This window comes from Streptomyces sp. NPDC002779 (assembly GCF_042888685.1).
GTDB lineage: Bacteria > Actinomycetota > Actinomycetes > Streptomycetales > Streptomycetaceae > Streptomyces.
Genome location: NZ_JBIAQC010000017.1, coordinates 80,704 through 95,890, shown reverse-complemented (window position 1 = coordinate 95,890; position 15,187 = coordinate 80,704). Strand labels below are relative to the sequence as shown.

Here is a 15,187-nt window from a genome sequence, read left to right as displayed (position 1 = left end):
GATCGGTCAACTCCCGGGAGAGGTACGTGGTGCGGGCACCGGAGCGGTCGGCGGGTCGGAGGCGGGCAGCAGCGTGCCGGGCCGTCTGCCGACCCTGCGCAGCAGCAGGTAGCCGATCACCGCCAGCGCGACGAAGGGCAGCCAGGCCAGCGCGTACGCGGTGCCGTACCGGCCGAGGTCGAGGATGGAGCGGCCCTCGTCGACGTCGGTGGCGTTCACGCCGAAGAAGGCCAGCAGCAGGGTCGGTGGCAGGGCGATCAGGGTGGCCACCGCGACCAGCGCGGAGACGACCCGGTTCTGCCGCTCGTCCCGTTCCGCGAGGGCGGCGTCCAGGGCCGCCGAGCGGGCGCTGATGACGGAGGTGAGCCGCTCGACCATGCGGGCGGAGTTGTCGAGGCTGTCGCGGATGCCGAGGGTGTCGCGCAGCGACGACTGGAAACCCTCCGTGAGCATCTCCGGGATCAGCAGGCTGTCGACGTACGCCTCGACACCGAAGGCGAGGTCCAGCTGGAGCTCGTTCACGCCGTCGGACAGGCGGGAGATCAGGGTGCGGACCTCGGACGCCGAGTCGGTCAGGGCCTGTTCGTTCTGTTTCATCATCGCGAAGGCCGCGAGCCGGGTGCGCTGGAGCACGGCCAGCGCGGAGATCATGCCGAGCGCGACGACGGCGAGGCCGTTCTCCACATGGACCGCCCAGCCCGCCTGGACGGAGACCCCGCGGCCGTGGGCGGTGAGCGTGACGCCGTGGTGGGTGAGGTTGGGCGGCACACTGACCGCGAGCCGGTCGGCGGCCTCGGCGGGCATCATGCCGCGGTAGATGATCCTGTTCAGCAGCGCCGCCCGGTGGGTGTCGTCGGCGTGGGAGAGCACGTCCTCGCGTAACCGGCCGCCCGGGTAGACGAGTTGGTGGACGTTGAGGCCGAAGGTGACCGGCTCCCGCAGGCCCAGGCGTTCCCTCAGCACCTCCAGCAGCGGTCGGCCGCCGAGCCGCAGGCGGTCGCGCTCGAAGCAGGTGGTGGCGAGCCAGGAGGCGACGGCGAGCGCCTCGGTGTCTCCGGCGAACTCGCAGTCCAGCAGCAGCGTGGCGTCCCCGCGCGGGGTGGCGACGACGAGCAGGTCGACGCGAGCCAGGGTCAGGCCGTGGTCGCCGCCGGGCAGCCTCAGCTCGCCCGGGGCCGTCGTCTCGGCCAGCACCGGTACCGGCAGCACCGCCTCGCCGGACTCCAGGTGCGGCCGGAACCGGCCGAAGGGGAAGCGGTCGACAAGGGTGTCCGGGGCGGGGTCGGGCGGGCGGACCCGGCAGCCGAGGCTGAACAGCAGCAGAACGCGGGTCAGTTCCCGGGTGGCGGAGTCGAGCACCGTCCCGCCGCCTGCGGTTCCCGTCACCATCGCGGTCCTTCCGACTCATCGGCGTCCATGTCATACCCCGAACCGACGTCGCGCAGGCCACCCCGGCGGGCGGCCTGCGCGAACCATGCTCCCCGACGCTCAGGCGAGCTTCGCGGACAGCGTGATCGGGACGGCCTTGAGGGCCTGGCTGACCGGGCAGTTGGCCTTGGCGTCCTCGGCGGCGGCCAGGAAGTCCTCCTCGCTGATGCCGGGCACCGTGCCCTCGACGGTGAGGTGGATGCCGGTGATGCCCTGGCCGGGCTGGAAGGTCACGTCCGCGGAGGTGACGAGCTTGGTGGGCGGAGTGCCCGCCTTGTCCAGGCCGTTGGAGAAGGCCATGCAGTAGCAGCTGGAGTGCGCCGCCGCGATCAGTTCCTCGGGGCTGGTCTTGCCGTTCGCCTCCTCGGCGCGCGACGGCCACGACACCGGCTGCGCGGCGATGCTGCCGGAGGAGTCGAAGGTCACGACGCCGTTGCCCTGGAACAGGTTGCCTTCCCACACGGTGTGTGCGGAGCGCGTGGTTGCCACGATGATTCCCTTCAGTGAGGTCCCGTGTTCGGGTCCGTGAGCACTATCCGATCACATTCCGGCTCAGCTCACCCGGAAGACCGGCCCGCCTGCGGAGAACGGCAGCCGGGCGCCCTGCGGAATCAGATAGGCGTGCTCGCGCCGCACCCTGAGCACGTCGCACCAGCCGTCCGTGATCACCAGGACCGGGGCGCCGGGCGGGAAGTCGTCGGCGCGGTGCAGCAGATCGATGCCCGGCTGCAGGACCGTGCCGCCCCGGCCGTGCACCCGCACCCGCCCGGCGATCTCCGTGACCGGCAGATAGCCCGCGTCGTGCGGAGCCGTGTCGCAGAACACCACCCGCGCGGCCGGGACGTCCCGGGCCTCGGCGTAGGAGGCGATGGCACCGAGCGCCTTGCCGAGCAGGATGCGGTTCATGGAGCCGGAGGTGTCCAGGACCACGCCGAAGGTGCAGCGGGCGACCTCCTCGGGCGGGAACCGGCGTCCCGCGCGCGGGATGCCGGGCGTGGCGGCCTGCCGGCGCGCCGGGCGGGCGTACGTCCGTACCGGCTCGGGGCGGGGCACGAACTCGTCGAACCAGCGGGCCAGTCGCGCGTCCCAGGGCAGCGGCGGATGACTCAGGGCGCGGATCTCCTCGACCAGGCCGCCGGGCAGGAAGCCGCGTTCCTGTCGCTGGTGCAGATCCAGGCCCTGGTACAGGCCGCGCCGGTAGAACTCGTCGAGGTCGGCGAAGTCGCCCGGCGGGCACAGCGGCGCGCCGAGGATGTCGCCGACGCCCTTGCCGCGCAGGGTGGCCAGGCGCCGCATCCGGCGCAGATCGCCGGCGATGCGGTCGTAGACCTCCTCGGCGGACAGCCCCGTGAGCCCGGCGTCGTACAGCAGGCCCTCGGGCATGGTGCCGACGTCCATCTCCTTGAGCCAGCCGTTGACGACGTAGTCGCAGGCGACGTTGAAGAGGTAGGGGTCGCGGGCGCCGCAGCGGTCGCCGTGGCGCAGGGCGGCGTGCAGCATCTCGTGGGCGAGCACGAACCGCCACTCCTCGTCGTCGAGGGAGCGGAGCGGGTTGACGTAGATCTCGCCCGCCTCGGCGTTCACCGCGGCGACGGAGATGCCGTGGGCGCGGGCGAGTTCGGCGTCGGCGACCAGCCTGATGCCGGAGGCGATCCCGGCGAGCAGCGGGTAGGAGGCGATGAACCAGCTCAGGGCGCGCTGCCAGGGGCGCTGCCGGGCCGGTTCGCCGTCCAGGCTCTCGCGGCGGCCGCCCGCCATGTCCATCGCTGCGGACACGGTCCGGGTCAGCGCGGTGGCGAAGGCCAGCTGGTGGTCGGGCGGCTGCCCGTACCAGCCCTGCCACTCCACCAGCCGCAGGTCCGGCTCGCCGCCCGCGGTGCCGCAGCGCTCGTACGCGGCCGGGAGGCCGGTGCGGCGCCAGCGTGCGGCGAGCTGCTCCTCGTCGCCGTCGGGGTAGGCGGCGGGCAGTTCCTCGGGGGTCTCGCCGATGGTGAAGCCGAGCAGGAATCGGTTGACGACGACACAGCGGGCGGCGAGGTCGCAGGCGTCGGGCTGCTCGCGGACGCCTGGGGCCGCCGGGACATGGCCGAAGCCGAGGTGCAGGATCGCGTGGGCGAGGGCCCAGGCCCACGCGGCCGGCGTGGCCATGGGGGTCCCCCCGCGCGAGTCTGTTCGAGCGTGGGGGAGGTCGGGGTGGACGTGCAGGGTGGCGGAGGAGGTGACGCGCACCAGCCCCTCGCGCGGGGCCAGCGCGCAGTCCTCCTGGCGGCACAGGTCGAACTCCACGGCCGCCAGCGCCGGGTTGGCCTTCACCAGCCGCATCCCCTCGGCGAGCGCCTCCGCGGCCAGGTCCCGCTTCTTCGGCCGCTGACGGCTCACCGGCGGGCCTCCACCAGCCGCGGCATGTCCCGGGCCGCCTCGACGAGGAACCACGAGGGCAGCACGGGATTGCCGTCCGCGTCGGAGGCGATGACGGTCTGGGCGACCTCGACGGAGATCTCCGCGAGCTGCACCAGCAGCGACTTGGCGCGGTAGGCGGTCTGGCGGCCGCTCGCCGACATGTGCTCCTTGCCGGCGGGCAGTTCCTTGACCAGCCGGCCGCGGAAGGAGTCGGCGAGGTAGTAGAGCAGGTCGCGGTCCTCCGGGCGGTTCGGCCAGCGGGCCTCGCCCTTGATGATCGCCTCGATGCCGAACCGGCTGCGGACGATCTTGACGTAGCCGCAGAACGCGGTCGCGTGGGCGGGCGTCAGCGTGCCGTGCGCGAGGACCTTCAGGGTCTCCTCGTCCAGGTCCCGTCCGAAGGAGTGCAGCGCGTCGGAGAGCATGTGCCAGGACCGGGGCGTGGAGAACGGCTCCTCGGTCTTGGGCGGCTTGGACCACAGCTGGTCGGGCCGGTCGGTGAGGTGGTCCACCACCCAGGGGTGCACGCCGTTCTCCCCCGCCCAGACCAGCCAGTCCTTCGGGGAGGCCGCCAGATGGACATGGGTGAGGCGGTTGATCAGCGCGGAGGCGATCGGGCGGGCGAGCGCGTTGTCGGTGGCGCGGTTGCCGGCCCCGATGACGATCGACCCCTCGGGCAGCTCGTAGCTGCCGATCCGGCGGTCCAGGATCAGCGAGTAGAACGCCTTCTGCACATCCGGGCCGGCCGCGTTCAGCTCGTCCAGGAACAGGCAGTACGGCTCGTCGCGGGCGATCGTCTCCGGCGGGCAGAACACCGACCGCCCGTCCTTGATCTGCGGCACGCCGATCAGGTCCTCGGGCGCGAGCTGGGTGCCGAGCAGGCTGACGCACTCCAGTCCGAGCGAGGCGGCGAAGTCCCGCACCAGGGAGGACTTTCCGATGCCGGGGGCGCCCCAGACGAACACGGGCCGCACGGTGGCGAGGCCGAGGAGGAGTTCCGGAAGGCGGGCGGGGGTGACGGTGACGGCAGCCTGCAAAGCAGGACTCCTCAGGGGTGTTCGAGCGATGTCGGCTGCGTACAGTGTGGGCGTACGACCCTTTTGACGCACCCGGTTTTCAGGCCGCCCGCTCCTCCGCGGGCCGCTCCACCGGCACTTGGGGCCCGCCCGCCTCGTCCAGCCAGCGGCGCAGCACACGGTGGATGTGCTCGGCGCCGACGAGTTCCGCCCCGTCCGCGGCCGGCGCGGACAGCACGAGCGGCGAGAGCAGGAAGGCCCGGCCCTGGGCGCCGCCGAGCCCGCCGTGCGAGCCGATCTGCTCCTCGAAGGCGAGGACTTCGCCGTCGGCGGGGTCGTACATGGAGTTGACCATGATGTCGGCGGTGTGCGGGAAGGAGTGGGTGCGCCGCACGGCGTCCGCGGCGCCGGGCCCGAAGGGGGCGAGCGGGCCGGGGTCCTGGTCGAGGCGGTCCAGCGGGATCTCGGTGCCGAACGGGCCGAGCACGACCCCGCCGTGCCGCTCGCTGCGCACCAGCAGGAAGCCGATGCCGGGGTGGTTGGCGAGCGTGGTCAGCAGCGCGGGGTGGCGGGCGTCGATCTCCTCCTTGGTCATCCGGTGGGGGACGTCCGGGAAGGAGATCAGGCCGAGGTTGCCGGAGGCCAGCACGATCGGCTCCGAGCGGCGGGCCGGGCGGTCCTTCTCGCCGCGCTCCTCGACGGGGATGCGCAGCGCCGCGCGCACGGCGGTGCGGGCCTCGGCATCGCTGTGGGTGCGGCGGGCCCGGCGCGGCACGGGCAGCCCGCAGCCGGCCCGCACCAGGTCGCCGAGGGTGAGGCCGTAGCGGGCGCGGAAGGTCTCGCCGGGGCTCTGCCCGTGGTCCGACAGCACCACGATCCGGTACGGCCGGGGGGCGTGCTCGGCAACGTTCTCGATGAGCTCCAGCGCCCGGTCCAGGCGTTCGAGGACCTTCTCGGCGTCCCGGCTCGCCGGTCCCGAGTGGTGGGCCACCTCGTCGTAGGCGACGAGGTCGGCGTAGACGGCGGTGCGCCCGGCGAGCATGTCGCCCATCACCGCGGAGACGACGACGTCCCGTTCGACGACGGTCGCGAAGGCCCGTACGAAGGGGTAGAGGCCGCCTCGGGAGACCCGCGGGCGGGTCTTGCGCAGCCGGGCCCGGGTGGACTCGCCGATCTCCCGGCCGACCTCGGCGACGAACGACAGCGCGGTGCGCACCGCGTTGGCCGGGTCGGAGAAATAGGCGAAGTAGCCGGCGCGGGAGCGGGTTTCGCGGCTGCGGCGCATGGTCGCGATGGACAGCACCAGGGCCTGTTCCTCGGCGCCGCCGCTGAACAGGTTGCCGCGGCTGGCGCCGTCGACGGTGAGCAGTCCGCCGTCGCCGCTGTGCCGCACGGCCCGGCGCTGGAGTTCGGCGGCGCTGGTCGGGCGGTTGCAGACCATCACCTCCCCGCTGTCCTTCTCGTACCAGCGGAAGGCCGGGACGTCGTGGTTGCTGCCGTGCATGATGCCGAGCTGGCTGGCGCCGGTCTGGCTGGACCAGTCGGTGCGCCAGGGGGTGAGCCGGTGGGTGGGGCGGTCCCCGCCGGTCCAGCGGGCCAGGGTCGGCATCAGCCCCTTGCGGACGGCGTCCCGCAGCACGTCGTGACCGACCCCGTCGAGCTGCAGGAAGACGGTGCCCGGAGTGGACGGACAGGGCGGCCCGGTGCCGCGCCGGCGGTCGGCCAGGCGGTACAGCCGGCGGCGGTAGGCGTCGTCGTCCCGTACGGCGAGGGCGGCGCCGGTGGCGGAGGCGACCGCGGACATCACGGCGGCGACCACCACGGCGGTCTCCCAGGCGACGCCGCCGCGCTCGGCGGGGTTCAGCCGCAGGGCGACCAGCAGGAGGGCGCCGTTGAGGAAGAAGACCAGCAGGCCGAGGACGAGGGCGGGCACCAGCAGCAGCAACCGGACCAGGAGCGGCCAGACCAGGGCGGACAGCACACCGAAGGCGCCGGCGCCGAACGCGGCCGTGACGGCGATCCGGGTCGAGCTGTCGCCGTGGGGGGACTGGAGCTGGAAGTCCGGCAGGATCCCGGCGAGCACCAGCAGGGTGAGCGTCGACACCGCCCACACCGCGACGCTGCGCCCGATCTGACTGGCGACCCGCCGCCAACGCCGCCCCTGCACTCCCCGCACACCTCACGTCCCGGCCCGACACCGGCGGGCCTGCCCTCCACCTTGTCATATGGACGCGCAGGGGCAGGGCGCCGTTGCTAGCGGCCGTCGTACCCCGCGGTCGGCAGCGACAGCCGCCGGTGCACCTGGGCCTTCATCCGGGAGTCGTACCGCGGCTCCTCGCAGCCCACGGTCTCCACCCGCACCCCGCGCCGCGCGCACTCCGCGGTGAACTCCTCGGCGGAGGACAGCGCGCTCTCCAGTACCCGGCGGCTGGGCACCACGAACAGGTCGACGCCGGGCCGCACCCCGTCCCACAGCACCAGGTGGTCCGGCCGCAGCTTGCGGACCAGCAGCTCCCGGCTGACCGTGTAGCCCCGCTCCGCCGCCCATCGCGCGCAGATGGCGTGCTGGCTGCGGGAGTCCACCAGAAAGGGGTCGGCGTCCAGTTCCTCCAGCGGCGTCAGACTCGCGATCGCCGTGACCCGCACCGGTCCCATGGGGTCCCCCTCACCTCCGGGTTTCAGGCGCCGACACTACTCCTGCCCGTAGGCTTCGGGGGAGTCGCGCGAAGGAGGCAAAGAGGTGTCCGTGGAGATCACCTGGTGGGGTCACGCCACCTGCACGGTCGCCGACTCGGACGTACGCGTCCTCACCGACCCTTTGTTCGCCCGCCGGCTCGCGCATCTGCGCCGGCGCCGAGGCGCGCTCCCGGCGCCCGGTGCCTGGCGCGCGGACGTCGCGCTCGTCTCCCATCTGCACGCCGACCACCTGCACGTTCCCTCCCTGGCGCGGCTCGCGGAGGGCACCCGCCTGCTCGTGCCCCGGGGCGCACCACGGGCCGTGCCGGGACTGCGCCGGCTCACGCACCTGCGGGTCACCGAGGTGGCGCCCGGGGATGTGGCACAGGTGGGCGCGGTGCGGGTGCGTGTCGTGCCGGCCCGGCACGACGGCCGCCGGCTGCCGGTCGGGCGCCATCACTCCCCCGCTCTCGGTTTCGTCGTCGAGGGCGAGGCGCGCACCTACTTCGCCGGGGACACCGGCCTGTTCGACGAGATGGCCGAGGAGGTCGGGCCGGTGGACGCGGCGCTGCTGCCGGTGGGCGGCTGGGGGCCGTATCTCGGCGAGGGTCATCTGGACGCGGGGCGCGCGGCGGAGGCACTGGCGCGGCTGGCGCCCCGCAGTGCCGTGCCGGTGCACTACGGCACGTACTGGCCGATCGGCATGGACGCCGTGCGCCCCCACGAGTTCCACTCGCCCGGCCACGAGTTCGTCCGGCTCGCCGCGCAGCGCGCGCCCGATGTCACCGTGCACCGGCTCGGGCACGGCGAGAGCATACGGCTGGGGGTGAGCGCGTGACCTGGCTCACCGCCGCGTCGGCGACGGTGTCGGCCGAGTCCACGCACCAGGCGATCGGCTACCCGACGCTGTTCGTCCTGGTGTTGCTGGGCGCGCTGGTGCCGGTCGTGCCGACGGGGGTGCTGGTGAGTACGGCCGCGGTGGTGGCGTTCCATCAGACGGCGCCCTTCGCGCTGGCGATGGTGTTCGTCACGGCGTCCCTGGCCGCGTTCCTGGGGGATGCCACGCTGTACTGGCTCGGGCGGCGGGGGATGAAGTCGAAGAACGGGTCGCGGTGGCTGGAGGCGATACGGTCGCGGGCGCCGGAGGAGCGTCTGGAGCAGGCGCAGACCAAGCTGGCCGAGCACGGGGTGGCGGTGCTGGTGCTGTCCCGGCTGGTTCCGGCGGGGCGGCTTCCGGTGATGCTCGCCTGTCTGGTCGCGAAGTGGCCGATGCGGAGGTTCGCCCGGGGGAACTTCCCGGCGTGCCTGGCGTGGGCGGTGACGTATCAGCTGATCGGGATCCTGGGCGGGTCGCTGTTCCCGGAGCCCTGGGAGGGGGTCGTCGCGGCGGTGGGGCTGACGCTGGCCGTCAGTGCGGCGCCCAGCGTCTGGCGGCGCCTCCGGGCTGCCGGGTGAGGTCAGTCACCGCCGGTCACCGGTCCTCCAGTACCCGGGACGCACCGACGGGCAGGTCCCACAGGTCCTCCCTGGGCAGCCCCGCCGCCTGCCACGCCGCCCGCACCCTGGTGAGCGGCTCCAGGACCGGCTCCGCGGACAGGACGAACGTGCCCCAGTGCATGGGGGCCATCCTGCGCGCTCCCAGGTCCTGCACGGCCCGCACCGCTTCCTCCGGGTCGCAGTGGACGTCGCTGAGCCACCAGCGCGGGTCGTAGGCGCCGACCGGCATCAGGGCGAGGTCGATCCCGGGGTGGCGCTGGCCGATGCGGGCGAACCAGTGGCCGTAGCCGGTGTCGCCCGCGAAGTACACGCGCCGGCCGTCCGGGGCCGTGAGGACCCAGCCGCCCCACAGACTGCGGCAGGTGTCGGTGAGGCTGCGCTTGGACCAGTGGTGGGCCGGAACGAAGTCGAAGCGCACGCCGTCCAGTTCGGCCGCCTCCCACCAGTCCAGTTCGGTGACGCGGGTGAAGCGGCGGCGGTGGAACCAGCGGGCGAGGCCGGCCGGCGCGAACACCGGTGTGTCGCGCGGGAGCCGGCGCAGGGTGGGGGCGTCCAGATGGTCGTAGTGGTTGTGGCTGATGACGACCGCGTCCACGCGCGGCAGGGCGTCCCAGTCGATGCCGACCGGGGTGATCCGGGCGGGCGTGCCGATGATGCGGCGGGACCAGACCGGGTCGGTGAGGACGGTGAGCCCGCCGATCCGGACCACCCAACTGGCGTGCCCGGCCCAGGAGACGGCGACCGTGCGGGCGTCGACGCTCGGCAGCGGGCCGGGTTCGAAGGGCAGCAGCGGGAGGTCGGCGAGGCCCTCCCGGCCGGGTCGGACGGCGCCCTCGCGGGCGAACCGGGCCATGGCCTTGAGGCCGGGCAGCGGGGCGGTCAGCCGGTCGTGGAAGGTACGCGGCCACACCCGGCGCTCGCCCAGCGGGCGGGGTTCGGCGAGCGGCGGAAACGGTGCCGTGGAGGCGGGGTGACCAGCTGCCCCTTCCAACTCGGCTGCCCCTTCCAACTCGGCTGCCCTTTCCTGCTCGGCCGCCCTTTCCCGCTCGGCTGCCCCTTCTTTTTCCCGGGTGGTCTCGGACTGCTGCGTCATCGAGCGGGCTCCCCTCGCCGGGCGTCGTCGCGGAGATCGTCGAAGACCGATGTCACACGGCTCAACGCCCGTCGCACATGCGGCAGTTCCCAGGGCGCGGGGGATCCGAGGCAGGCCGCGCGTTCCTCGTCCGTGGCGCCGAGCAGGTCCCCGGTGGACAGCCGTACGCGCGGCGCCCCAAGGTCGTCGCCGAAACGGTGGCCGCCCGGCGCGGGCAGGCCGAGGCGGGCGGTCAGGAAGTCCTCCAGGTCCTGGGCGTCCCCTACTCCGTGCACGCTCAGTGTGGGGCGCAGCGGGCCGAGGTCGACGTAGAGGTGGCGGCCGGCCTGCGGGGGAAGGGCGAGGGCTCCCGCCCCGACGACGGCCGCGTGCAGGGCGGCGGCCAGGTGCGTGTGCAGGGCCACGGCGGCCGCCCGGCGGGCGAGGACCGGTTCGGGTTCGGTCAGCGCGTATCCGGCCGCGGCGGCGACCGGACCGGCGACGCGGGCGCCCATCGCGGTGAGCACGTCGAGCACGCGCGCGTGCAGGTCCGCGCCGACCTCGTCCGAGGGGAACCGGGCGATCGCGGCCGGCCAGCCGGGCGGCAGCAGGGCTCCGGCCAGGTCGGTGACGACAGTGACCCGTTCCGGCAGCATCTCGGCGGGGCTGAGCAGCACGGTGTCGTACGGGAGGTGCCGGGTGTCGCGCCAGGTCTCGTCGCTGACCAGGTGCAGTCCCTCGCCCGCGGCGGCCTCGACGGTCTCGTGCAGCAGCTCGGGCGGCGCCACGGTGGCGGTGGGGTCGTCGGCGACGGACAGCACCAGCAGGCGGGGGTCGCCGCCCTCGGCGCGGACCCGGCGCACGGTCTCCAGCAGGGCGTACGGGTCGGGCACCCCGCCGCACTCGGCCGGGGTGGCGACATGGAAGACGGGTCGTCCCAGCAGCCGGGCGTACGGCCCCCACCAGGCCGCGCAGGGCCGGGGCACCAGGACGTCACCGCCGAGCGCGGCGGTCAGCGCGAGCAGCAGGGCGGGGGCGCCGGGTGCGGCGACCACCCGGTCGGGCACGGCGGGCAGACCACGCCGGTCCCAGTGGCCGCAGGCGGCGTCGAGCAGGGCCCCGCCGCCTCCGACGGGTTCGCTCTCCGGGCGGGCGGCGGCAGCGGCGAGCTCGGCGGACAGCTCGGGCAGCACGGGCAGCCCGTCCCCGGGCAGCGGCGGCCCGTACCGGACGGGGCCGTGGCTCTCGGGAACGCTCCGCGCCACCTGGACTCCCTCCTGGTACGTACACGGTACGAGATCAGCTGTCGGCACCTCTTCCCGTGCGGCGCAGCCGGTACACGGCACCGCCCAGCGCTCCCGCGATCAGCACGCCGCCGGCCACCAGGGCGGGGACGGAGTCGGTGAACGTACCGCCCTCGCCGGCGCGTACCCCGCGCTGGACGACCGCGGGCGGGCAGGACGCGCGGTGTCCGCCGGTCACGCACGGGTGAGGGGTGACGGCCGTCGGGGGGCAGGACGGGGTGTGGTGCTCGGTGGGGCACGGCCGCGGGGCGGTGGGGCCGCCCTTGGCGACGGTGAAGGTGGCGCTCCACTGCTTGCCCTGGCCGCCGGGGGCGGCGGGGCAGGTTCCCTCGACGGTCCAGGCGGTGTCGGGGCCCAGCGGTTCGACTCCGCCTTCGAGTTCCTCGGCGGAGGCGATCCGGGCGGTGCCGCGGTAGGCGGCCCCGTCGTCGCCGGTGGCTTTGTGCAGGGCGACGGTCTCCTCCTCGAAGGCCAGCGAGGTGGCGTCGAGGGTGGCGGGCGCGGGGCCGCCGGTGGGGTCGCAGGTGACCGAGACGGTGATGCTTCCGCCGGGATGCGCGGTGGCCGGGCTGACCTCCGCGGCCGGTTCCGCGAAGGCCGAGGAGGCGGCGAAGCCCAGGAGGACACCCCCCAGGGCGAGGGCGGACAGGACACGGACTCTGCGGCGCATGGTGCGGGCTCCTCGCGCGGACGGCTGCGGGACACGCAGACACGTGTCCCGCAGCCATCACAGCCCGCCCGGGGCCCGGCCGCGCGCGGCGTCCGCCGTTAGCGGGACGCGAGGCGGCCGTGCGGGTGAAAACCGAGGGAAAGCTTTGCCCGCCGGTAGGTCTAGGCCGCGTCCCGGAGGATCTGTTCCCGGACGCGTCCGCAGCACCGGCTGATCAGCCGGGACACGTGCATCTGCGAGATGCCCAGCTCCTCGGCGATCCGGCTCTGCGTCATGTCCCCGAAGAACCGCATGTACAGAATCACCCGCTCCCGCTCCGGCAGTGCGGCGAGCCGCGGTTTCACGGCCTCCCGGTCCACCACCGTGTCCAGGGCGGGATCCGCGGAGCCGAGCGCGTCGCTCAGGGAGTACCCGTCCTCACTGCCGGGCAGTTCCGCGTCCAGGGACAGCGCCGTGAAGCTCTCCAGCGCCTCGAGGCCGGCCCGGACGTCGGCCTCGCTCATGTCGGCGTGTTCCGCGATCTCGGCCACCGAGGGGTTGCGCCCGGAGACGGTCTGCAGGTCCTGCACGGCGAAGCGCACCCGGTTGCGCAGGTCCTGGACCCGGCGCGGCACGTGCAGCGTCCACATGTGGTCCCGGAAGTGCCGCTTGATCTCGCCGGTGATGGTCGGCACGGCGTAGCTCTCGAACGCGTTGCCGCGCTCGGGGTCGTACCGGTCGACGGCCTTGACCAGGCCGAGGGCCGCGACCTGACGCAGATCCTCGTAGCTCTCGCCTCGGCTGCGGAACCGTCCCGCGAGCCGGTCCGCCATCGGCAGCCAGGCCTCGACGATCCGCCCACGGAGCGCGTCGCGCTCCGGACCCGCCGGCAGCGTGCTGAGCGTGCGGAACGCCTCCGCGGTGTCGGGGGCGTCGTCGTGCGGGTGGTGCTTCGCGCTCACTCGTGTGGGCATGTGCGTCGCAACTCCCTCGTCGGTGCTCTGGGTTGGACGGTCAGCGTGGGAGCGCGCAGCGGAACCGGACGGTACGCAGCCGTGTCGACGTTCCGCCGCTCCCACGGATGTGCCTCCTGTCCGAAGCACTGGGAGTGCGCCTGCCCGTGCCCCTGTCCCGCAAACACCGGCTCAGGTTTTCGGCGGACGACCAGGGTGACTCGTAGGGATGCTGCCCATTTCATCCCGGCCGGGAGGTCCCCGTATGAGCACCAAGGTCTCCGATCACGTACTTCAGCGGCTGCGCGAGTGGGGGGTCGAGCATGTCTTCGGCTATCCCGGTGACGGCATCAACGGCCTGCTCGCGGCCTGGGGGCGGGCGGAGAACCAGCCGCGCTTCATCCAGTCCCGGCACGAGGAGATGTCGGCGCTGCAGGCCGTCGGGTACGCGAAGTTCAGCGGCCGTCTCGGGGTGTGCGTGGCGACCTCCGGGCCGGGTGCGATCCATGTGCTGAACGGCCTGTACGACGCCAAGCTGGACCATGTCCCGGTGCTGGCGATCGTCGGCCAGACGCATCGCACGGCGATGGGCGGCTCGTACCAGCAGGAAGTCGATCTGCACACCCTGTTCAAGGACGTGGCCTCGGACTTCGTGGAAACGGTGACGGTCCCCGAGCAGCTGCCGAACGTGCTGGACCGGGCGATCCGCACCGCGTACGCCCGGCGCTGCCCGACCGCGGTCATCATCCCCGGCGACGTCCAGGACCTGGACTACGAACCGCCCACGCACGAGTTCAAGATGGTGCCGTCCAGCCTGGACCGCAGTTCCTGGACGGCGCTCCCCTCGCGGGAGTCGATCGAGCGGGCCGCGGAGATCCTCAACACCGGTGACAAGGTGGCGATCCTGGTCGGTCAGGGCGCCGCCGGGGCGCGGGCCGAGGTGGAGCGGCTGGCGGAGGTGCTCGGCGCGGGTGTCGCCAAGGCGCTGCTCGGCAAGGACGTGCTGAGCGATGAACTCCCGTACGTCACCGGTTCCATCGGCCTGCTGGGCACGCGGCCGTCGTACGAGCTGATGCGGGACTGCGACACGCTGCTGACCATCGGGTCCTCCTTCCCGTACTCCCAGTTCCTGCCGGACTTCGGCGAGGCGCGGGGCGTGCAGATCGACATCGACCCGCACATGGTCGGGATGCGGTATCCGTACGAGGTGAATCTCGTCGGCGACGCGCGGGCCACCCTGGAACGCCTGATCCCGATGATCGACCCGGCGCGCGGGCGGGAGTGGTTCGACACCGTGTGCGACAACGTGACGCGCTGGCGGGACGTGCTGGAGCGGCGGGCGAAGCTGTCGGCGGACCCGATCAACCCGGAGTACGTCGCCCATGCCCTGGACCCGCTGCTGCCGGCCGACGCCATCGTCACCTCCGACGCGGGCTCGATGGCGAACTGGTACGCACGGCATCTGACGATGCGGCCCGGCATGCGCGGCTCGCTGTCCGGCACGCTCGCCACGATGGGCTGCGCGGTGCCGTACGCCATCGGCGCGAAGTTCGCGCATCCGGACCGGCCCGCGATCGCGCTGGTCGGGGACGGGGCGATGCAGATGAACGGAATGGCGGAGCTGATCACGGCGGCGAAGTACCGCGATCAGTGGCAGGATCCGCGGCTGGTGATCGGCATCTGGAACAACCAGGACCTCAACCAGGTCACCTGGGAGATGCGGGCCATGGGAGGCGCCCCGTCCTTCCTGCCCTCGCAGGAGCTCCCGGACGTGCAGTACGCCGCCTTCGCCCGTTCGCTGGGGCTGACCGGGATCCGGGTGGAGAAGCCGGAGGACGTGGAGGCCGCCTGGCGGGCCGGTCTGGAGGCGGACGGCCCGGCCGTGATCGAGTTCCTCACCGACCCCGCGGTGCCGCCGGTGCCGCCGCACGCCACCTGGGACCAGATGGAGGCCACGGCCGCGTCGATCCTGAAGGGTGACGCGGACCGCGGCTCCATGGTCAAGCAGGGATTCAAGGCAAAGATGCAGGAGTTCCTGCCGGGACGGGCGAAGAAGTAGCCTCACCCGGCTCCTTGGGCAGCAGGAGCTCCTCGTAGCGGCCCATGGCCAGCATGACGCCGAGCATGAGCAGCGGAACTATCACAGCGAGCAACACCATGGCCTGTCCTTCCCCGGGGATGAAGCGCGGGGG

General features: G+C 73.4%; 13 protein-coding genes. 3 read left to right on the top strand and 10 right to left on the bottom strand.

The annotated features are described in order from the left end of the window. Positions 1 to 6 precede the first annotated feature (6 nt). The 6 genes from ACFYW5_RS32900 to ACFYW5_RS32875 form a co-directional block, all read right to left on the bottom strand. Positions 7 to 1,389, bottom strand: a complete 1,383-nt coding sequence (locus ACFYW5_RS32900) for a CorA family divalent cation transporter (protein ID WP_389420786.1) — start codon at positions 1,387 to 1,389, stop codon at positions 7 to 9. 99 nt (positions 1,390 to 1,488) lie between these two features. Further along, positions 1,489 to 1,917 carry an OsmC family protein gene (locus ACFYW5_RS32895; RefSeq protein WP_351981101.1) on the bottom strand — a complete coding sequence of 143 codons (429 nt, stop codon included), beginning with the start codon at positions 1,915 to 1,917 and terminating at the stop codon, positions 1,489 to 1,491. A 63-nt stretch (positions 1,918 to 1,980) separates the two neighbouring features. Further along, positions 1,981 to 3,750, bottom strand: a complete 1,770-nt coding sequence (locus ACFYW5_RS32890) for a hypothetical protein (protein ID WP_389420814.1) — start codon at positions 3,748 to 3,750, stop codon at positions 1,981 to 1,983. A gap of 53 nt (positions 3,751 to 3,803) precedes the next feature. Then, entirely contained in the window at positions 3,804 to 4,865 is a 1,062-nt protein-coding gene (locus ACFYW5_RS32885) for an ATP-binding protein (protein WP_389420785.1), read from the bottom strand. 79 nt (positions 4,866 to 4,944) lie between these two features. After that, the gene (locus tag ACFYW5_RS32880; RefSeq protein ID WP_389420784.1) at positions 4,945 to 7,011 is read right to left on the bottom strand and encodes an alkaline phosphatase family protein; all 2,067 of its coding nucleotides are present in this window, start codon (positions 7,009 to 7,011) and stop codon (positions 4,945 to 4,947) included. Between the two features lie 86 nt (positions 7,012 to 7,097). Further along, positions 7,098 to 7,499 (bottom strand): hypothetical protein, encoded by a 402-nt coding sequence (locus tag ACFYW5_RS32875; protein ID WP_389420783.1) that lies wholly within the window; start codon positions 7,497 to 7,499, stop codon positions 7,098 to 7,100. 85 nt (positions 7,500 to 7,584) lie between these two features. On the opposite strand from ACFYW5_RS32875, the gene ACFYW5_RS32870 reads away from it, so the two are divergent. Both ACFYW5_RS32870 and ACFYW5_RS32865 read left to right on the top strand, forming a co-directional pair. Further along, positions 7,585 to 8,358: an MBL fold metallo-hydrolase gene (locus ACFYW5_RS32870; RefSeq protein ID WP_389420782.1), complete on the top strand. Its 774-nt coding sequence runs from the start codon at positions 7,585 to 7,587 to the stop codon at positions 8,356 to 8,358. Then, a complete protein-coding gene (locus ACFYW5_RS32865; RefSeq protein ID WP_389420781.1) occupies positions 8,355 to 8,975 on the top strand; it encodes a DedA family protein in 621 nt (206 codons plus the stop codon). Before ACFYW5_RS32870 ends, ACFYW5_RS32865 begins: the two co-directional genes overlap by 4 nt. A gap of 16 nt (positions 8,976 to 8,991) precedes the next feature. Here the strand turns inward: ACFYW5_RS32865 and ACFYW5_RS32860 are convergent, their stop codons facing one another. The 4 genes from ACFYW5_RS32860 to ACFYW5_RS32845 all read right to left on the bottom strand — a co-directional run bounded on the left by ACFYW5_RS32860 (position 8,992) and on the right by ACFYW5_RS32845 (position 13,016). Then, positions 8,992 to 10,110: an MBL fold metallo-hydrolase gene (locus ACFYW5_RS32860; protein WP_389420780.1), complete on the bottom strand. Its 1,119-nt coding sequence runs from the start codon at positions 10,108 to 10,110 to the stop codon at positions 8,992 to 8,994. After that, entirely contained in the window at positions 10,107 to 11,354 is a 1,248-nt protein-coding gene (locus tag ACFYW5_RS32855) for an aminotransferase class I/II-fold pyridoxal phosphate-dependent enzyme (protein WP_389420779.1), read from the bottom strand. Before ACFYW5_RS32855 ends, ACFYW5_RS32860 begins: the two co-directional genes overlap by 4 nt. A 34-nt stretch (positions 11,355 to 11,388) precedes the next feature. Continuing rightward, positions 11,389 to 12,063, bottom strand: a complete 675-nt coding sequence (locus ACFYW5_RS32850; RefSeq protein WP_389420778.1) for a hypothetical protein — start codon at positions 12,061 to 12,063, stop codon at positions 11,389 to 11,391. A 161-nt stretch (positions 12,064 to 12,224) separates the two neighbouring features. After that, entirely contained in the window at positions 12,225 to 13,016 is a 792-nt protein-coding gene (locus tag ACFYW5_RS32845) for an RNA polymerase sigma factor SigF (protein WP_389420777.1), read from the bottom strand. A 244-nt stretch (positions 13,017 to 13,260) separates the two neighbouring features. Between ACFYW5_RS32845 and ACFYW5_RS32840 the strand changes: the two genes are divergently transcribed. Continuing rightward, positions 13,261 to 15,054 carry a thiamine pyrophosphate-requiring protein gene (locus ACFYW5_RS32840; RefSeq protein ID WP_389420776.1) on the top strand — a complete coding sequence of 598 codons (1,794 nt, stop codon included), beginning with the start codon at positions 13,261 to 13,263 and terminating at the stop codon, positions 15,052 to 15,054. Positions 15,055 to 15,187 lie beyond the last annotated feature (133 nt).